At 48.0% G+C, this 17,835-nt stretch carries 12 protein-coding genes and 1 pseudogene; 9 read left to right on the top strand and 4 right to left on the bottom strand.

From position 1 onward, the window contains the following. Nucleotides 1–20: 20 nt before the first annotated feature. Both JMX98_RS01320 and JMX98_RS01315 read right to left on the bottom strand, forming a co-directional pair. The gene (locus JMX98_RS01320; RefSeq protein ID WP_201583924.1) at nucleotides 21–743 is read right to left on the bottom strand and encodes a response regulator transcription factor; all 723 of its coding nucleotides are present in this window, start codon (nucleotides 741–743) and stop codon (nucleotides 21–23) included. A gap of 304 nt (nucleotides 744–1,047) precedes the next feature. Continuing rightward, complete coding sequence (locus JMX98_RS01315) at nucleotides 1,048–2,325, bottom strand: efflux RND transporter periplasmic adaptor subunit (RefSeq protein ID WP_201583922.1); 1,278 nt, start codon at nucleotides 2,323–2,325, stop codon at nucleotides 1,048–1,050. 786 nt (nucleotides 2,326–3,111) lie between these two features. On the opposite strand from JMX98_RS01315, the gene pilG reads away from it, so the two are divergent. The 9 genes and pseudogenes from pilG to JMX98_RS01270 all read left to right on the top strand — a co-directional run bounded on the left by pilG (nucleotide 3,112) and on the right by JMX98_RS01270 (nucleotide 16,485). Further along, nucleotides 3,112–3,489 carry a twitching motility response regulator PilG gene (gene pilG / locus JMX98_RS01310; RefSeq protein WP_075100386.1) on the top strand — a complete coding sequence of 126 codons (378 nt, stop codon included), beginning with the start codon at nucleotides 3,112–3,114 and terminating at the stop codon, nucleotides 3,487–3,489. 219 nt (nucleotides 3,490–3,708) lie between these two features. After that, the gene (locus tag JMX98_RS01305; protein WP_075100388.1) at nucleotides 3,709–4,071 is read left to right on the top strand and encodes a response regulator; all 363 of its coding nucleotides are present in this window, start codon (nucleotides 3,709–3,711) and stop codon (nucleotides 4,069–4,071) included. 3 nt (nucleotides 4,072–4,074) lie between these two features. Next, nucleotides 4,075–4,605: a chemotaxis protein CheW gene (locus tag JMX98_RS01300; RefSeq protein ID WP_105244129.1), complete on the top strand. Its 531-nt coding sequence runs from the start codon at nucleotides 4,075–4,077 to the stop codon at nucleotides 4,603–4,605. A 516-nt stretch (nucleotides 4,606–5,121) separates the two neighbouring features. Continuing rightward, nucleotides 5,122–6,195 (top strand): annotated as a pseudogene (locus tag JMX98_RS01295) (methyl-accepting chemotaxis protein); the annotation flags it as partial. Between the two features lie 72 nt (nucleotides 6,196–6,267). After that, nucleotides 6,268–7,248 carry a CheR family methyltransferase gene (locus JMX98_RS01290; protein WP_227679927.1) on the top strand — a complete coding sequence of 327 codons (981 nt, stop codon included), beginning with the start codon at nucleotides 6,268–6,270 and terminating at the stop codon, nucleotides 7,246–7,248. A gap of 55 nt (nucleotides 7,249–7,303) precedes the next feature. Further along, on the top strand, nucleotides 7,304–14,320 hold the full coding sequence (locus tag JMX98_RS01285; protein ID WP_201583914.1) for an Hpt domain-containing protein: 7,017 nt from the start codon (nucleotides 7,304–7,306) through the stop codon (nucleotides 14,318–14,320). Then, the gene (locus JMX98_RS01280) at nucleotides 14,310–15,311 is read left to right on the top strand and encodes a chemotaxis protein CheB (RefSeq protein ID WP_192994928.1); all 1,002 of its coding nucleotides are present in this window, start codon (nucleotides 14,310–14,312) and stop codon (nucleotides 15,309–15,311) included. The genes JMX98_RS01285 and JMX98_RS01280 overlap by 11 nt, the downstream gene beginning before the upstream one ends. 17 nt (nucleotides 15,312–15,328) lie before the next feature. Continuing rightward, nucleotides 15,329–15,835, top strand: a complete 507-nt coding sequence (locus tag JMX98_RS01275; protein WP_192994930.1) for a hypothetical protein — start codon at nucleotides 15,329–15,331, stop codon at nucleotides 15,833–15,835. A gap of 122 nt (nucleotides 15,836–15,957) precedes the next feature. Continuing rightward, complete coding sequence (locus JMX98_RS01270; protein WP_105244124.1) at nucleotides 15,958–16,485, top strand: cytochrome b; 528 nt, start codon at nucleotides 15,958–15,960, stop codon at nucleotides 16,483–16,485. Nucleotides 16,486–16,696: 211 nt separating this feature from the next. Here the strand turns inward: JMX98_RS01270 and minE are convergent, their stop codons facing one another. Beyond that, nucleotides 16,697–16,987 carry a cell division topological specificity factor MinE gene (gene minE / locus JMX98_RS01265; protein ID WP_075100395.1) on the bottom strand — a complete coding sequence of 97 codons (291 nt, stop codon included), beginning with the start codon at nucleotides 16,985–16,987 and terminating at the stop codon, nucleotides 16,697–16,699. Nucleotides 16,988–16,989: 2 nt separating this feature from the next. Continuing rightward, nucleotides 16,990–17,802, bottom strand: a complete 813-nt coding sequence (gene minD, locus JMX98_RS01260) for a septum site-determining protein MinD (protein WP_075100396.1) — start codon at nucleotides 17,800–17,802, stop codon at nucleotides 16,990–16,992. Nucleotides 17,803–17,835 lie beyond the last annotated feature (33 nt).

The following is a 17,835-nucleotide window of genomic DNA, read 5'->3' as shown; positions in this document are numbered from 1 at the left end:
CTCATAATATGAACAAACAATCAGACCTGATCGGTGGCAAATTGATAACCGACGCCGCGTACGGTGATGATACGTTTGGGCTGGCGAGGGTTGTCTTCAATTAAGGCGCGTAAACGTGAAATATGCACATCAATGGCGCGGTCGATATTGTCTGAGCTGTCATCATTTGGCATCGCCTGCCAGAGCTGCTCACGATTGAGTACTTTACCAGAATGCGTGGCAAAGTAGTGTAGTAATTGAAACTGATGCGTGGTCAAACGTACAGGCTCATCATCAATCGTCACCTCATGACTGTCAGGAAATACGCTTAAGCGGCCAAACGTCAAGCTATCTGACTGGCTGTCTGCTTGGTTTGGCTGCTCATGGCGGCGAATCACAGCGCGGATACGAGCCAATAACTCACGCGGCTCAAAAGGCTTGGCGATATAGTCATCGGCACCCATCTCAAGGCCCAACACGCGATCTGTGGTATCGCCTTTGGCCGTCAACATGATAATAGGTACTTTATTGGTCGTGTTGTTTTTATTGCCACGGATCTTTTGACAGACCTGCATACCATCCATATCGGGCAGCATCAAATCAAGCACCACCAAATCGATATCGCGCTCTTTGGTATCTAGTAAGTCAAGACCTTCTTGACCAAGCCCTGCGTGATGCACGTCGTAATAATTCATGGTCAGATAGTCACTGATCAATTCTGCTAAATCTGGATCATCTTCTATTAATAAGATCTGTTTACTCATGGGTTATCCTCTAGTTGTTGTTATCATGGGTCAGGCGTTTATACAGCTCTGTACAGTCATTCTGATAAATACATCAGATGCGACCGCTGTTATGCCAAACGTCTGAATGTGTTATGTGCTATTTAAAGACATTATTTAAAGGCACTATCTCGTAAATATACATACGCTTAAATACGTATGCTTGCTGTAAACGCGCTAATAATAAAGACCGCTAATAATAAAGATATAGTGCCTAATTTTGCTGTGACAAAACAAGACAAGCTTTGTTAATGTTTCTGCATAATGTAACTGCCAGCGTAAGCTATTAGGACACAATGACTTTTTTGCCTTTAGAATCAAGGGGTAAATCGGCCAAGCAAATCAAGCTATCATTACTGATGCCTGCGATCAGATACTGCTGAGTGGTGGGGTTAAACTCGATCACTTCTACAGGCTGGCGCGTCAGACGCTGATCTTGTCCGATGATCCACACATTTGCCGCCAATGGCCTTAGAGGTTTATATGGTGGTGAATGCAATTCTGTCAAGTTCACATCATGTAAGGCGCGTCTAGGCACGATAGTGCCGACATCGATTTGTCCATAGTTGACCCGCCCCGTGACCTGCATCTTAGGCAGCAGTTTTTTGCGACTGCTCTCGTTATCGATCACATTGACATGGACCAGCAGCTTTTTGGGGTGCGGGGCTTCGACCAGTTTGCTGACTTGACCGGTGAACTGATCTGTCAGCTCAGCGGTTGTAAAATTAACCGTTTGTCCTACCGATAGCTGCGACTTTGCCTGAATAGGCACGGTTGCGACAAAGTATAGCTTGGTCTCATCAGCGATCTGCAATAAGGACGTACGTGCAGCGAGCTGCTGTCCTGCGGCGGCATTTAACTGCGCGACCCGCCCAGCGAAGCTGGCACGCACCGTGATAAGTTGGTATGACGAATGCTTTGAGGCGTCGTCCGGTGTGTCTGTCGCAGCGTCTGCATCCGCGTCGTTTTGGCGCGGCAGCTTGGCTGAAGCAGGGTTGCTGTCGGAGGTGGCTTGGCTAGCAGAGGTAGACTTGCTATCGATGGCTGATGGCTCGGAGGCCGCATCCTCTATGGTGGCTTGTTTTGTCTGCTCCGGACGAGGTGAGGTTTTTTCAGTAGCTGGGTCTTTTGCTGCATTTTTGGTTTGCGGTGCTGAGTTGCCATCGGCCTCTGTATTTATCTCATCTGAGCGTTTGGGAGGTGTTTGACTGGTCATGTCCAGCCGTCGGACGATAAGCAAAGGCGCGTCTTTTTCGACCTGCTGACCTTCACTGACCAGTACTTGTTCGACATACAGCGGCTGGGCGGCGACAAACTGACTTTGTTTGATCGGCTGTATATTGCCCTGTAGCCCGAGGCTGGGTTGATAGCGCGATGGTTTGATACTTAGAATATGGTCTGGCGTCATCGTCACCGTGCTATCACTGATGATCAGTGGGTTATCTACTGTCTCACTGTTTTCGGCTGTGACAGGCTCATCGGTAGGCGGGGAGGGCTGACAAGCCAGCAGCAGCAAAACGCTAAGTAAGTACGGGCTTTTTTTAAACCATTGAAAAGCTGTCATAGCAGTCACCGTTATAATCGTCGTTTTATTATATAGTGAAATCCTATTAGGTGAAACGATTGTACGCTAGCTGATTGTGCAGTGACCAAACATTGGCGGTCATCATGCAATCATGACTGCCAAATGCTAAGCCATACAACCTGCTAACAACCTGCTGATAGAAGCATGACTGGAGTATGACTATAGGTAGCTATTTAGATAACCACTTAGGTAATTATTTGGATAGCTATTTAAGTTATTAGCTAGGAGACTGGTCAGTCTGAACATAAATTTGTCAATCACTGGAATTGCATGAACAACTGTGCTAAAACAAACATAACAAAATATATTGATACATTTTTATCACAATCGAAAATTATTCAGCAATGTGGTGGTTGATTCTATATAATGCAGAAATATCATGAAGTTGGTGGATTTTTTGCCCTGTTTTTATCAAAAAGTAGGATGACGATAGTTTATGGCAAAGTGCTTTAATGTTTTTTATGCATTAAGATACCTTTATCTGGCGACACACTAAGCACAGTGGTTGGTGGTTGGCCACCGGATTGAGCGTCAATCGATTCAGCCCTCATAAATTGCCTATCATGACCCAGATGGCGGGGCTACTTTTGCTCAGGACTGATAAAAGCCAGATACTCATAAAAGAAAAGATAGGTCCGCTACGATATAGATAGATGGCAGAGGTCGTCTCAAGCCCATAATCAATAAATGATCAATTGAGAATACCTTAACAGCTGTGTTGATAGATCGCGTGACAAACCCATAGTCGTTCATAGGACAATGAGAATGGAAAATAATTTTGATGGCTTAAAAGTGATGGTGATTGATGATTCCAAAACCATTCGCCGTACTGCAGAAACCTTGTTACAAAAGGCGGGCTGCGAAGTTGTAACTGCTATTGATGGCTTTGATGCACTTGCAAAGATTGTCGATAACAATCCCGATATTATTTTTGTGGATATTATGATGCCACGTTTAGATGGTTATCAAACCTGTGCTTTGATCAAAAACAACCCTGATTATGCCGATAAGCCTGTAATCATGTTGTCATCTAAAGACGGTTTATTTGATAAAGCACGCGGCCGTATCGTTGGCTCTGATGAGTATCTGACCAAGCCCTTTAGTAAAGACGAGCTGTTTGACGCGATCAACCAATATCGCTAGACAAAGGGTCAAAATAAATGTGCCAGACTATCTTTGAGCGTGGCATATTTTGTGCAGGTTTTGATATCACGTACGGCTGTTGCTAGCCGCTTGACAACGAGTAACCACTGCGGTGAGAGGCGTGTGATCATGAGTATTTGGGGCACAGGCTTTAGCAGTTGGTCTTTATAATATATTTGAATATCCAAATGGATATCTTCGTAAATAAAGGAAAATCCTATGACTACCGTCTTAGTCATTGACGACTCGCCATCTGAAATGGCGAAATTTCGCGACATGCTCTCCAAAAACAATTTCCAAGTGTTGGAGGCGACCAATGGGGAGCAGGGCTGTCAGATGGCAGCAGATCATCTGCCAGATGTGATTTTGATGGATGTGGTGATGCCAGAGATGAATGGTTTTCAGGCGACACGCAAGATCACCCGCGGCAAAACCACCGCCCATATCCCAGTGATCATGATCAGTACCAAAAACCAAGAAACAGACCGTGTATGGGGTAAGCGTCAAGGCGCTAAAGAGTATATGAACAAACCCATTGACGAGAGCAGCTTGGTCAATATCATTCGTCGAGTAATGGAGTAGCTTGTGGCTTCCAAAGGGTTTATTGAGCTTCTGCGTCTAGCAGATCTGGCACGCGCGCGCAAAAGTGGTCGCCGCAGTGGGCAAGAATATGACTGGCAAGGTGTGGTATTTGAGATTGGCGGACAGCGTTTGGTGGCGCCAATGGGTCAGGTATCGGAGGTGTTGGCCATGCCAGAATATACCAGCTTACCCTTAGTGAAGCCTTGGATGCTAGGTATTGCCAATATCCGTGGTCGTTTATTACCGATCACGGATTTGTCACAGTTTTTACAAGTACCTAGCCGTGTGGCGCAAATGAGTCAGCGCAAGGTCATTGTCATCGATCACGACAACCTGTTTTCAGGTTTGCTCGTCGATCAGGTGATCGGTATTGAGCAGTTTACCAGTGACCAATATCGCGCCGAGGCCATCGAGCCAAGCTCACCATTTGCGCCTTATAATCACGGTAAGTTTTATAAAAATGAGCAAGATTGGTATATTTTCATGCCAAGCTTACTAGCGCAGGATTTGCAGTACAGCGATGCGGCAATATAACTGTCGATAATACAGAATCTGTCTCATTCATAAAGACAGAGGATTAGCGACTGACATGATGCGGTTGGATGTCAGCATTCATACAGGCTTTGTTGATCGTTGTTTTGATAACAATAAGATTGTCAAAGTCAGTCACGATAAGACTTTGACGATTGTTTGAAAGGAATACGTAAGATGAGTGATGTTATAAAAAAACCTGTAGCTGGTACGCCCAAAACCACAGCGGATGGCAAAGATGCCTATAGTGAATGGAATTTATTGCTGGTTCTGTTTGTGGCGATAAGCGTGGCTTGTTTGATTTGGCTAGGCAACTCTGTATCGTCAGTGAGTCAGTATTTCTCTAACTTTAATCAATCGGTCATTCTGCCTGTGGTGGTCTTGATCATAGGCATGCTAGGTATTTTCTTTGCCCTATATAAAATCCTAAAACAACGGGGCGGCTCAGAGCGCATCTTGATCGAAAAAGAAACCCTACGTCGCCGTCAAGAAGCCGAGGCGGAGTCTGAGCGTGCTCGTCAAATCCAAGAAGAAAACGAGCGTAACCAGATCGCTATTTTGCGTCTACTCGATGAGCTAGGCGACTTGGCAGAAGGGGATTTGACCGTCAATGCGACTGTATCAGAAGACTTTACAGGGGCGATTGCCGACTCAGTCAACTTTGCCATCGACCAGCTGCGTCAGCTGGTACTGGTCATTAACAGTACCGCTGAGCGCGTCTCGCAATCATCAGAGCAAACACAGATGAACGCTGTAGAGCTGGCCGAAGCCTCTGAGCACCAAGCACAAGAGATCGCTGGCGTGTCGGCGGCGATTAATGAGATGACGGTGTCGATTGACCAAGTGTCTAACAACGCCTCAGAGTCAGCGACCGTAGCCCAGCGCTCAGTTGCCATTGCCTATAACGGAGCCGAGGTGGTACAGCGCTCTATCGAAGGTATGAACGTGATTCGTGATCAGATTCAAGAAACCTCAAAGCGTATCAAGCGCTTGGGTGAGTCGTCACAAGAGATTGGCGATATCGTTAGCTTGATTAATGATATTGCCGATCAGACCAACGTTTTGGCCTTGAACGCGGCCATTCAGGCGTCGATGGCAGGTGAGGCAGGCCGAGGCTTTGCGGTTGTTGCTGACGAAGTTCAGCGCCTCGCTGAGCGTTCAGCCAATGCGACCAAGCAGATCGAAACACTGGTAAAAACCATTCAGGCAGATACAAATGAGGCGGTCGTTTCGATGGAATCAACGACCTCTGAAGTCGTACGCGGTGCACGTCTGGCAAAAGACGCCGGTGAGGCACTAGAAGAAGTGCAAAGCGTTTCAAACACGCTCGCTGATTTGATCCAAAACATCTCAAACGCGGCATTGCAGCAAGCTGAATCTGCAGGCCATATTTCACACACCATGAACGTCATTCAAGACATCACGTCACAGACCTCATCAGGTACCATGGCGACCGCGCGTTCTATCGGTGAGCTGAGTGAGATGGCAGCCGCACTACAAGAGTCCGTCACTGGGTTTAAAATCTCAAATGATGATGAGTTGTTGGACGCTGATACGCTAGAGTCTGAAGAGGCCTTATCAGAGAGCGTCTGATAAGTATTTGGTGCCAGAGCCTGATTCGGCAAACAGGTGCAGTAACGGTGCATAACAATGATAGCAGGTCATGTGGACGATCTTAATCAACCAACCCGCAGCTTTGTTAACGCAAGCAGCGCTGCGCTGGGTAAGACGGTAATGCAAAACGATCATTTTGATGCGCAGCAATGGCAGCGGTATATAGAGCTCGAAACGGGCTTTGTACTACCAGATGTCCAGCTAAAATGGTTAAAAAATGCGATTGACCATACCGCCCAGTCGCATGGCTTAAGCGTCAAGCAGCTATGGTATCAGCTGCCCAAAAGCAATGCGCTGCGTCAACAGCTGCTGGACAAAGTACTTATCCACGAAAGCCGTTTTTTTCGACATCAGCCTTCGATAGATTTTGTGACCCAGTGCGCCGCCGAGCATCAAAGCCTAGCCCTAAACGCCGATAGGATAAGTGCTGATAGGATAAGTGCTGATGGGGTAAGCGGCGTAGATAAGTTGTTTCGTATTTGGAGTGTGGGCTGTGCCGGTGGGCAAGAGGTGTGGTCGCTGGCCATGAGTCTGGCGGCGCAGCAGCTGACGAGGTTTGTGATATTAGGCACTGACGTTAGTGAACAAGCACTGGCGAAAGCACGGTTGGCGCAATATGACAAACGTCAGCAGGCTTTGATTCCGCAGCACTGTCAGCCGTATGTGTATCCGTTGTCAGCAAACCACCCAACGCCTACATCGAGCTTGGCAGATACCGCGATGCCTGCTACAGCGCTACAGGCATCGTGGCAAGTTGCCCCAACGCTGCAATCACACGTAAGCTTTGCTTTACATAATATTATCGAGCAGCAACCACCCACGCCACATCTGCAGCAGGTGATTATTTGCCAAAACATGCTGCTGTATTTTCGCAAATTTGATCAGCGTGATATTTTGGCGCGGCTGTCAGCGCAGTGTGCTCCCGGTGGATACATTGTATTGGCTCCGGGTGAGGCGCTGTTTTGGCGTCCTGCAAATATGCGCCGTATTGCGCACCCACAGGTTAATGTGTGGCAAAAGACCAACACTTAAACCCCGTGCCTTCATGAGTGGCAAAATTAGTGCCTAGACGAGTTAGGATGACCCTATGAAAAACCAGCCCAATGACATAGTGACGCTTGAGTGGTTGCTCCCTCTATTTAATCAGCAATTATCACAGGTATCGGATGGCTGGCAATTAGACGCTGATCCCATCAATTATGAGCACATGGTCGTGCCCTATCATCAGCTCGGTGGCGCGCTCATCATGAGCAATCTACCGGCATTGGCAGATCTGGCATACAAGCTCAGCGCATTAGCAGAAGTTGGTGGCCGCGATGGCCTAGCTAGCGAGGCGCGCCGCGTGGGTCAGCTTGCGCACCGATTGTTGCAGCGAGCGCTAAATCAGTATGCTCGCATCGGCAGTCACCATACCGCTTCAATCACGGCCGCCGCGGAGCAACTGCTTGAGGTGCTAACGCAATTGGGAGCGGCTAGTGGGTCATCATTGGCATCCAGCGCTATTCAGCAGGGCGCATTGCATCAAAAAACTGACACAGATGCGGCTGTGGCTGGGTTTGAGCTGGCCGTACCAGTGCGAACAGATGACGTCACCGAGCATCTAGACGAGCAGCAATACCAGCAGTTGTTGCTCGTCTGGCGACAAAAAGTACAGGTGCTGTTAAGTGCTAATAGTAATCAGCCGCCGTTATTAACCCCGCTAGAGAAAGTCAGCCAATACCTGCGGCAGACGAGCCAAGAGGAAAATTTGCAGCGGCTCTGGTACTTGACTGAGCTGTGGTTTAGTGAGCTTGCGCAAAATACCGCTCCGTTGCCTAAGCAGTATGCCCCTCTGTTAAGCGAGCTTGAGCAGATCATTGACGCTTTTGTACAGCAAACACCGCCTGTGCCAAGTGTCATCAACAGCCTTATAACCAATATTTATATCGAGCTAAGTGGTCTCGACCAAAGCAGTGACAATACGCAGTCGCTACTGAGCAACTTGCCCCAAAGCTCGGCGGTAGAGTCGCGTTTTTTACCGCGTATATTGAGTGAACTTGAGACTTTGGTTTTTCATTTAGACAAGCCAACCACACTTTTATATCCGCTGCAAAAGATACAAGCCCAGCTGGAGGGGCGTGGTTGGACGTACTATGCCGCACAAGTGGCAGAAATACTGACCGAGATAGAGCAGGCGCTGGCGTCTGAAGCGGCGCTGACCCAAGTACAATGGCAAATTGAACAAAAGCTGCAAGAGCTATACAGCGCCATTTACAATACGGAGCAAGTGATCTCGCAAAAGATTGGTGAGGCCGCCGCGTTTGTTCCTTTTTCTGATGTACTTGCCAGTGCCAACGAGCAACCCGTCACAAGTGCTGATGCTGTGTCGGCGGGTGAAGAGCTGCGTGAGCTGCGCATCGCTGTCGAAGACGTCAAACAAAGCTTTAATGAGTATATACAGCGTCAAGAAGTGCAGCTGCTACCGACGACTGCTGACTTTGCAAAAATCGGTCAAGCCTTTGATGATATGGGGTTGCCAACGATCTGCCAAACCACTGATCAGATCGCGCATATCTTTAGCCAGCTAAAAACGCACGAGATTGATGTGCTGAGTTGGGATGTGACGCAAGCCTTGGCGGAAGCACTGACGTCAATCGAGCTGTTGTTAGATTATCTGGCTCAGCAGGTTTTTGATCAGCAACTATTAACGCTCGCAAGTGAGCATACGGCCAGAGCAGAAGCACTGCTTGATGCTTATATTGAGGCACCAGAGATGGTTAGTGATACTTTTCATACCCAGACACCTGCCGCAACTGACGTGCTGCGCTATGATGACAGCGGTGAGATTGCTCCTGCCAGTCATGATCTATCTGCTCAGCCATCCGATGATGCGCTAGAGGATGACAACATGCGTGATGACAACGTGCACGATGACAACGTGCACGATGACAACGTGCACGATGACAGTGCTACGCATAAGGATAGTGAAGCATTGGCCGAGGCTCGCACGCAGCTGCAGCCTGATAGCTTTGAGGCAGATGCTGATATCCGTGAGATATTTATCGAAGAAGTCACAGAAGTGATCGCTGATTTAAAAGACTTTTTGCCTATTTGGCAGCAAGACTCACAGGATTTGACACCCTTGACAGAAGTGCGTAGAGGTTTTCATACTCTAAAAGGCTCAGGGCGCATGGTGGGGGCTTTTAGTATCAGTGAGATGGCTTGGTCTATCGAAAACTTGCTGAATCGATTGTTGGACAAAACCTTGCCCGTCACCGAAGACGTGGTAACACTGGTCACGCAAACCACAACGCATCTGCCCACTCTCGTCGCCGACTTTCAAGCAAAACGGCCGCCAAGCGTGGATCCTGCTATGACAATTTTGCAAAGCCGTAACCTATTGAGCGGACAGCCTATCGACGCTGGATTGGCCGAGAGCGAGTCTGCATTGGCCATCTCTGACACCGAGTCAGTGACTGAGACGGAAATGCTGGCTGATGAAGCGCGCGCGGCAGCTGACGTCGCTGCATCACAGAGTAATGATGCCGCTGCGTCTGATGAGAACGGTATGGATATAGCCGATACTGAAGCGCGCGGCGAAACGGTGTCTTTGTTTGATCTTGAGGTTCCAGCAGTGCTTGCGCCCTTTATGCCAGATACTGAGCAGCTACCAGCCGATGTCAATGATGCAGACCCTGATATTAAAGAGATATTTATCGAAGAGGCCGATGAGGTATTGAGCGAAATCGTGCCTTTGTATGAAAACTGGCGCATGTCTCCTACTGACCTAGATGCCTTGACAGATATTCGCCGTGGCTTCCATACCCTAAAAGGCTCAGGCCGCATGGTCGGGGCCAACTATAGCGCTGAGCTGGCTTGGGCCATTGAAAATATGCTCAATCGTGTACTGGATCGCAGTATTGAGGTGACAGCAGATATCATTCAGCTAATGGCTGATGTATTAGCCGCTTACCCAGCGATGCTCGCTACCTTTGAGCAAGGTGGTGAAGAGTATCCAGCACTGATACCGTTATGGATTGCCTGTGCAAACGCCTATAGCAAACAAAAATCTCAGGACTTTAGTTACCCAGCCTTACTGGCGCAAACGGGCAGTACGCCTGCGTCTGATATTCACAAAGACGACTTGGCTTTAGCTTCAGAGCGGTGGGATGAGACTGATGCCGATGAGATTGAGGCTGCGAGCGACTATGAAGGTAGTGATGACAGTAATGACAGTGATGACAGCGAGGTAAGGGACGCTGTAGCGGCCATAGAGATAGATAGCACCTTGCAGTCGCTCACCTCTGTCAATGAGATGATGGCAGAAGCACCGGTGATTTTGACGCCGCAGAGCGAAGAAGAGCAAGCCTTCTGTGAGATTTTCATCGATGAAGCCGAAGCGTTATTACAAGACATTGAGCAGTTTGTTGCCACGCATCGAGATCAGCCTCAGATTGAGGTGACCGATGAGATTGTACGAGCCTTTCATACGCTGCGCGGCGCATCAGGCTCTAGTGCGTTAGCGGCGATCAGTGACGTGAGTGCGACGATAGAGCATAGTTTAGAGTTGCTACAACAGCAAGATACCGCGATGACGCCGCTGCATTTAGAGGCGTTGGCACGGTCAGCTATGCTGATCAATGGCTATCTAACGAATTATAAGCAAAACGTCCAACAACCTGATGTCTCGGTGGAAGATGCCCAAAGCCAGCAAGATATTGCGTCATTGCAAGCCATGCTTGGTGAGCAGTATCTCATCCATGACGATCAGACGGCCTCCGACAATAAGCCAACGATTGAGCAGTTGTTGGATGACAATATTGATGAGTTATTAGACGCTGAGTGGGAGCTAGAGGAGGCGCTAAGTCAGGGGGATATCTCGCAGGCTCAGCGCTATATAGAGCAGCAACTTAGCCAAATCAAACATCTCACCAATAAAGCCCAAGAATTTCCAAAATTCACTGCCATCCTTGGCGGTTTGGCGCACGCTTATGCTTATCTACAGCGGCATCCAGAATCGGCAAAACAAGCAGAGGTGCAGGCGGTATTACTCGCTGGCCACGCGCAATTGGTCGGCTTGTTTGATGCACTCGCTGGCAGCACTTCACTAAAAGTCGACCCGCAAGTGCTACATGAGTTGCAGGCGCTTGCTGGCTTCGATGACGGCGATGATGCCGAGTCGATGGTTCGCACGGTTGCTGCACCCGAGCTGCAGCTTGAGTCGATCGATACCGATGTAGAGCTGCTTGAGATTTTCTTAGAAGAAGCGCAAGAGCTAGATGACGCGCTGGATGAAAGCTTTAGTAAGTGGCGTGCCGATATCACCAATATCAACGCGCTTAAAGTATTGCAGCGGCACCTACACACCATCAAAGGTGGCGCAAGAATGGCGGGCATTAGCAGTATTGGCGACCTGACCCACGAGGCGGAGAGCATTTATGAAGCCTTTGTAGAAAACAGGAAAACACCAACCGCGCAGTGGCTAAAGATTATGCAAGTGGTGCAGGACACCATGTCATTGCAAGTCACGCATATCGTTCGTCATCAGCAGTCGTTTTTTGCTACAGAATTGATTGAACAGTTACAACAGTTTGAAAAAGCAGACACATTGCCAGCGGTGGTTGAGCTGATCATACCAGCACCGACCAACCACTTCGACGCCGACACCCAAGCACAGGCTGACAATACCCAGCAGAGCCATGAAGTAGCAGACACGGTCAGCTTAGATACCATGATCAAGCAATCATGGGCCAATGGTTTGCCTGATCCTGATCTTTTGGCAGTGTTTTTAGAAGAAGCAGAAGAGCTGACCAACCAAAACCGACACCTGCAAGTATTTTTGCAAGATGCAGAAGACACCGTGGCGTTACAGTCGCTACAGCGTGATTTGCACACCATCACAAGTGGTGCCAAAATGGTCGGCGCCAGCGGCATCGCTGACTTGGCTTATGAGTTAGAAGCGACGTATAAAAACTTTGCTAGCCGTCGCCGTCCTGCAACCGAAAAAGCTCAAGCATTGATCGTTGCGTGTCACGACTGGCTGGCAGATGCGGTATTTATGCTAGGTCTACAGGTCAACCCGCCAACGCCGACGCTACTGATTGAAGCGCTACAGCAGTTTGGTAAAAACCCTAATAGCCTAAAACAAGTACCAAAAGAGTCGCTGCAAGCACAGCGTACAGCGATCTTGCTGGCAAAAGAAGCACAGGATTCACAATATCTAGAAAAAGACATCAGTCAGATGCCGTCGATGTTTGCAGAGACCGATGAGGAAGAGCAGAGCGCCAGCAGCAATGAGATGATTCGTATCTCAGGTGGCTTGATTGAGCATATGATCAACCTATCGGGTGAGTCTGCGATCAACCGTGCTCGTATCGATATGGGTATGAGCAGCTTGACCAACAGTATCGAAGAGATGGGCATTACCGTACAGCGTTTGGCCGATCAGCTGCGCCGTATGGAGACGGAACTTGAAGCACAGATACTGTCGCAAATCGATGACGAGCTGATTAATAATGAAGGTTTTGATCCATTGGAGATGGATCAGTACTCGTCACTCAATCAGTTGTCCAAATCATTGTCAGAGTCGGCCTCGGATTTGGTCGATATCAACCACACTTTATTAGAAAAAACCCGTGATAGCGAAAGCTTGCTGCTGCAGCTGGCACGTACACAAACCGAGCTACAGGACGGTTTGATGAACTCGCGTATGGTGCCGTTTACGCGCTTGACCCCGCGTCTGGAGCGTATCGTTCGTCAGACTGCAAACGAGCTTAATAAATCTGTAGAATTGAACATTATCAATGCTGATGATGAGATGGATAGAACCATTTTGGAGCGGATTACCTCACCGCTTGAGCATATGCTGCGAAACGCTGTCGACCACGGTATCGAAAACACCTCGGCTCGACTCAAAGCAGGCAAAGAGCGTAGCGGTCATATCACTTTAGAGGTGCACCGCGAAGGGAGTGAAGTCGTCATTCAGTTATCGGATGATGGCCGCGGTATCGATGTAGAAGCCGTACGCAACAAAGCCATCTCTCAAGGCCTTATCGATGCCAATGACGATAGCCTGAATGATGTCGATATCATGCAATATATCTTTAATGCCGGCTTGAGTACCAGTAAGCAAGTGACGCAAATCTCAGGCCGCGGCGTTGGTATGGATGTAGTGATCAGTGAGATTCGCCAGTTGGGCGGGGCGGTCACTGTGGTGTCGGAGCTGGGCAAAGGGTCACGCTTTACCATGCGCTTACCACTGACAGTTGCAGTGTCTGATGCGCTGGTCGTACGTGCAGCCGATCGCTACTATGCTATTCCACTGGTACAGATCGAGCGTGTGGTGCGTATCAACCCAGAAAAACTTTATGAGTATTATCAGTCCAACGACGCCACGTTAGCGTTTGAAGGGAATGATTACCGCGTACGTTATCTCAACGAGATTCTCTCGGGTAATAAGCTCAACGAGCTGATGGTCAATACCAACACTAGCCTACCACTGATCATCATCAAAAACCGCACGGGACAAAACATCGCCTTACAGGTCGATCAGATTGCAGGCTCACGTATTGAAGTGGTCGTCAAACCATTGGGACAGCAGCTATCCAACCTCTCAGGCATTTCGGCGGCGACCATCATGGGTGATGGCTCGGTCATGCCGATTTTGGACTTGATTGCCCTAATGCGAAATGCGCCAAGAGTCAAAAACGTGACCAAGCCTAGCGTCACTCAGTCAAAACCGACGGTACTGGTGGTGGATGACTCAGTCACGGTACGTAAAGTGACCTCTCGCTTCTTAGAGCGTCAAGGCTTCAATGTGGCGCTTGCCAAAGATGGTATCGATGCTATCGAAATACTACAAGAAACCACGCCAGATATGATATTGCTCGATATTGAGATGCCGCGGATGGATGGCTTTGAGGTGGCAACGCAAGTCAGAAACAATCAGCGCTTACAGCATATTCCAATCATTATGATCACCTCGCGTACTGGTGAAAAGCATCGTCAGCGCGCCTTAGAGATTGGAGTAAATGACTATATGGGCAAACCGTTCCAAGAAAAACAGCTGCTCGATAAAATCCAGAAACTTCTGGGTGATGAGGTCAGCTTAACTTATGAAGGATAATGCAGGTATTTTGGCACTAACAGGGAAGACAAAAGCAAATATAAAGGTGCTGGTGGTGGCCGAAGACCATCATCAGCGCATGGCGTTTTCAGACACAGTTCGTAGCTGCGGTTTTGCGCTGATAGACTGTGTGTCGCGTGCGCAATTACAAAAAAAAACCGCACTTTTTGAGGCCGAAATAGACATTTGGCTGATCGATAGCGACTATGACGATGATATGGCGACGGTGACGGCTGCCTCCAAACCTGCCGCCGTGCTGGTGGGATTTAGTCAAGCCCCTTATCTCAATGAAGCGCAGCTGTATGCTAAATGGCAGCGTAAACTAAAGCGTAAGCTGGCGCAGATGCTGGCACTGCCCGTGTTGGTGCATACGCCTGTCTATAAAAGCGATGATACTGATAACGACTGGCATTATGTGGTGTTTTTGGGTGCCTCTATGGGCGGGCCGAGCGCGGTAAAAGAGTTTTTGGATAACTTATCGCCCACGCTACCGATTTGTATTTTACTCGCGCATCATTTTAACCAAACCATGATTGGTACGCTGCCCCGTATTTTAAATCGCCACAACGAGTGGCGCTGTCAGGTCATCACCTCATCGCAGCGTCTGCGAGCTGGTCAATGTCTGATAGCCCCTATAGACAAGCAGATAGTCTGTGACTCTACTGGGCGGGTGATACTGCTAGAACAGCCTTGGGATGGTGAATACAAACCAGCTATTGGCCAGATTTTAAAAAACACCAGCGATGTGTACGGCAGTGAGCTTATCAACATCATATTTTCAGGTATGGGTGATGATGGCTCGCAATACTTGGATCTTATTCAAGATAATGACAGCCAATTATGGGCACAAGAGCCAAGCTTGAGTGCTTGTCCGAGCCAACCACAAGCCATCATTGATTCAGGTTATTGTGATTTTGTCGGCAGCCCTGTTCAATTGGCACAAAAACTTACCGACTATATTGGTGAAAAGGCGACGGCCTCTTTGCGTTAACTTACTGTGAGCGATGTATGAAACAAATTTTACGACACTCGTTTGAAGCAGTCAGCTTGCTGACCACAAACCACGGTATGCTGGATGTCACTTTTATTCCCGCTTTTAATCAGCCTGATTGGATTATTCCAAGCGGTCTGATTTTGAGCATTGAGGACACGCATGAGCGCGCCTCCAGCTATCATTGGCAGCAGCAAGTATTGCCTGTGTTTGATCTGCTCACGCAAGAACAAACGCCTGATAAGATGATTATACTAGAAGGTAACACCATAGAGCACCGCATGGCGCTCCAGACGTCAGGTCAATTGTATCAGCGCCAAGTGGGTATCTCTGATGTGAAAGATACAGATAGGCAGGCGTATTTTGCCGACTCTGACAGCACGGATAAAATTACCGCTGAGGGACGCTTTACGGCAGAGGGTATGCTATCCTACCTTTTTCAAACGGTGATGATTGAGGACACCGTTTATGTGGTGCCTGATTTAGAAAAAATCGCGCATCAGTTGGTTGAGATGGACAGCTAGCGTTCGGTTGGTATCGTTAATCTGTTTTAAAATAGATACGAAACCTACGGCTATTTATTTTCCTTGTGTGCATTGCCAACCAATCACTGTCATAAATAGCGATAAGGATAATAGAGCAGCTCATGAATAACACACAGTCAAATATGTCCAAGTGGTCAGTCACTAGTCGCGTGTTTCATTGGATTAGTGCGGTTTTGTTGCTAATCACTTGGATTCTGATATTGTTATACGAAAACCTCGATAGCAATCTTTATATCGGCTTGCATAAGGCGTTTGGGGTCAGTTTATTGTTTTGGATGATCGCGCGGGTGATTAACCGTGTTTTTACCAAAGCGCCGCCAGCACTGCCCATGCCAGCTTGGCAGTTGTGGGTCTCTAAACTGTCGCACTTTGCCTTGTATGCCACATTGATCGCGATGCCGTTGGCGGGTTTGTTGATGTCTGTATATGGTGGCAGACCGGTAGATATTTTTGGTTTGTTTCAGATTCCAGTATTTGTCACACCAGATAGAAGCTTGGCGCGTTTTTTTAATGACATGCATACCGATATCATTTGGCCGATGATTATCGGCTTTACATTGCTGCATATCGCTGCAGCGTTGTATCATCAGTTTGTCAAAAAAGACAACCTGCTCGCTCGTATGAAATAAGCGCACTGAGCATCGATATTAAGCGTATGCGGCGTAGGCGATGGACTGACGCATCGAGGTATAATAGAAGCCCGTCTCATATGAGTAATGTTCATATCACTTGCTAAAAGTCACCCATCAGATTGCCACATAGAAAAGCCCTAAGTAAGATGCTTAGGGCTTTTTCGTATGCGTCACAAAATCGCTGATAAGAGGCGCTGTATTGCTAGACTTATCTTTTGTGCTCAGGCAAATTGATGTTCATTTCTAAGACGTCTAAGCTGTCTTCGGAGCGATGATTGATATTGACATCATCAATCTGTACACCATTGACGTATTTATTGACCACCTCTAGTATTTCACGCTTCATTTTTTCGATGCGATCGACGGTGAGACGACTGTTTAGGCGGTTTTCGCTTGCAACGATGACCTTAAGACGCTCAGTGGCTAGGTTGGCGCTACCAGCACTACTGCTGTCATCAGTACCAAATAGGCTACTCCAAAATCCTTTTTTCTTACTCATTATTAACTCCCAAACCAGCGCTGTAGTAGACTCTTTTTCTTCACATCGATATGACGCAGCGGACGCTCTTCACCCAAAAAGCGGGCAACGATGTCATCATAACATTGACCAGCAACCGAATCGCCATAATGAATCACAGGCTCACCATGGTTAGAGGCTTCTAAGACGGAGTGGCTTTCTGGCACCACACCGAGCAATGGTACTTTTAAAATATCATTAGAGATGGTGTCAATGTCCATCATCTCATTTGCTGCTGCACGTTCAGGATTGTAGCGCGTGATGACCAAATGCTCACGGACGGAGCCTTGGTTTTCTGCAACTTTCTTTGTTTGGCTTTGCAAAATACCAATAATGCGATCTGAGTCACGAACCGAGGAAATCTCAGGGTTGGTGACGATGATGGCTTCATCAGCATGATACATGGCCAGCTGCGCGCCGCGCTCGATACCAGCAGGCGAGTCGCAGATGATATAGTCAAACTGCTTAGACAGCTCAGACATGACCTCGCTCACGCCCTCATCTGTCAGAGCGTCTTTATCACGTGTTTGACTGGCAGGAAGGATATACAAGTTTTCAAGCTGTTTGTCTTTGACAAGCGCTTGCGATAAACGGGCATTGCCGTTGATCACATCGACAAAGTCGTACACGATTCGATTTTCACAACCCATGATTAAGTCTAGATTACGTAGACCCACATCAAAATCGATAACGACCGTCTTATAACCACGCAATGCTAAACCGGCGGCAAAAGAGGCACTTGTCGTGGTTTTGCCCACGCCGCCTTTACCTGAAGTGATGACAACTATCTTCGCCACAATGGCACACTCCTATGAATCAATGGGATATCT

The organism is Psychrobacter sp. HII-4, assembly GCF_904846595.1.
GTDB classification, from domain to species: domain Bacteria; phylum Pseudomonadota; class Gammaproteobacteria; order Pseudomonadales; family Moraxellaceae; genus Psychrobacter; species Psychrobacter celer.
This window is presented reverse-complemented; position numbering and strand designations above follow the sequence as displayed.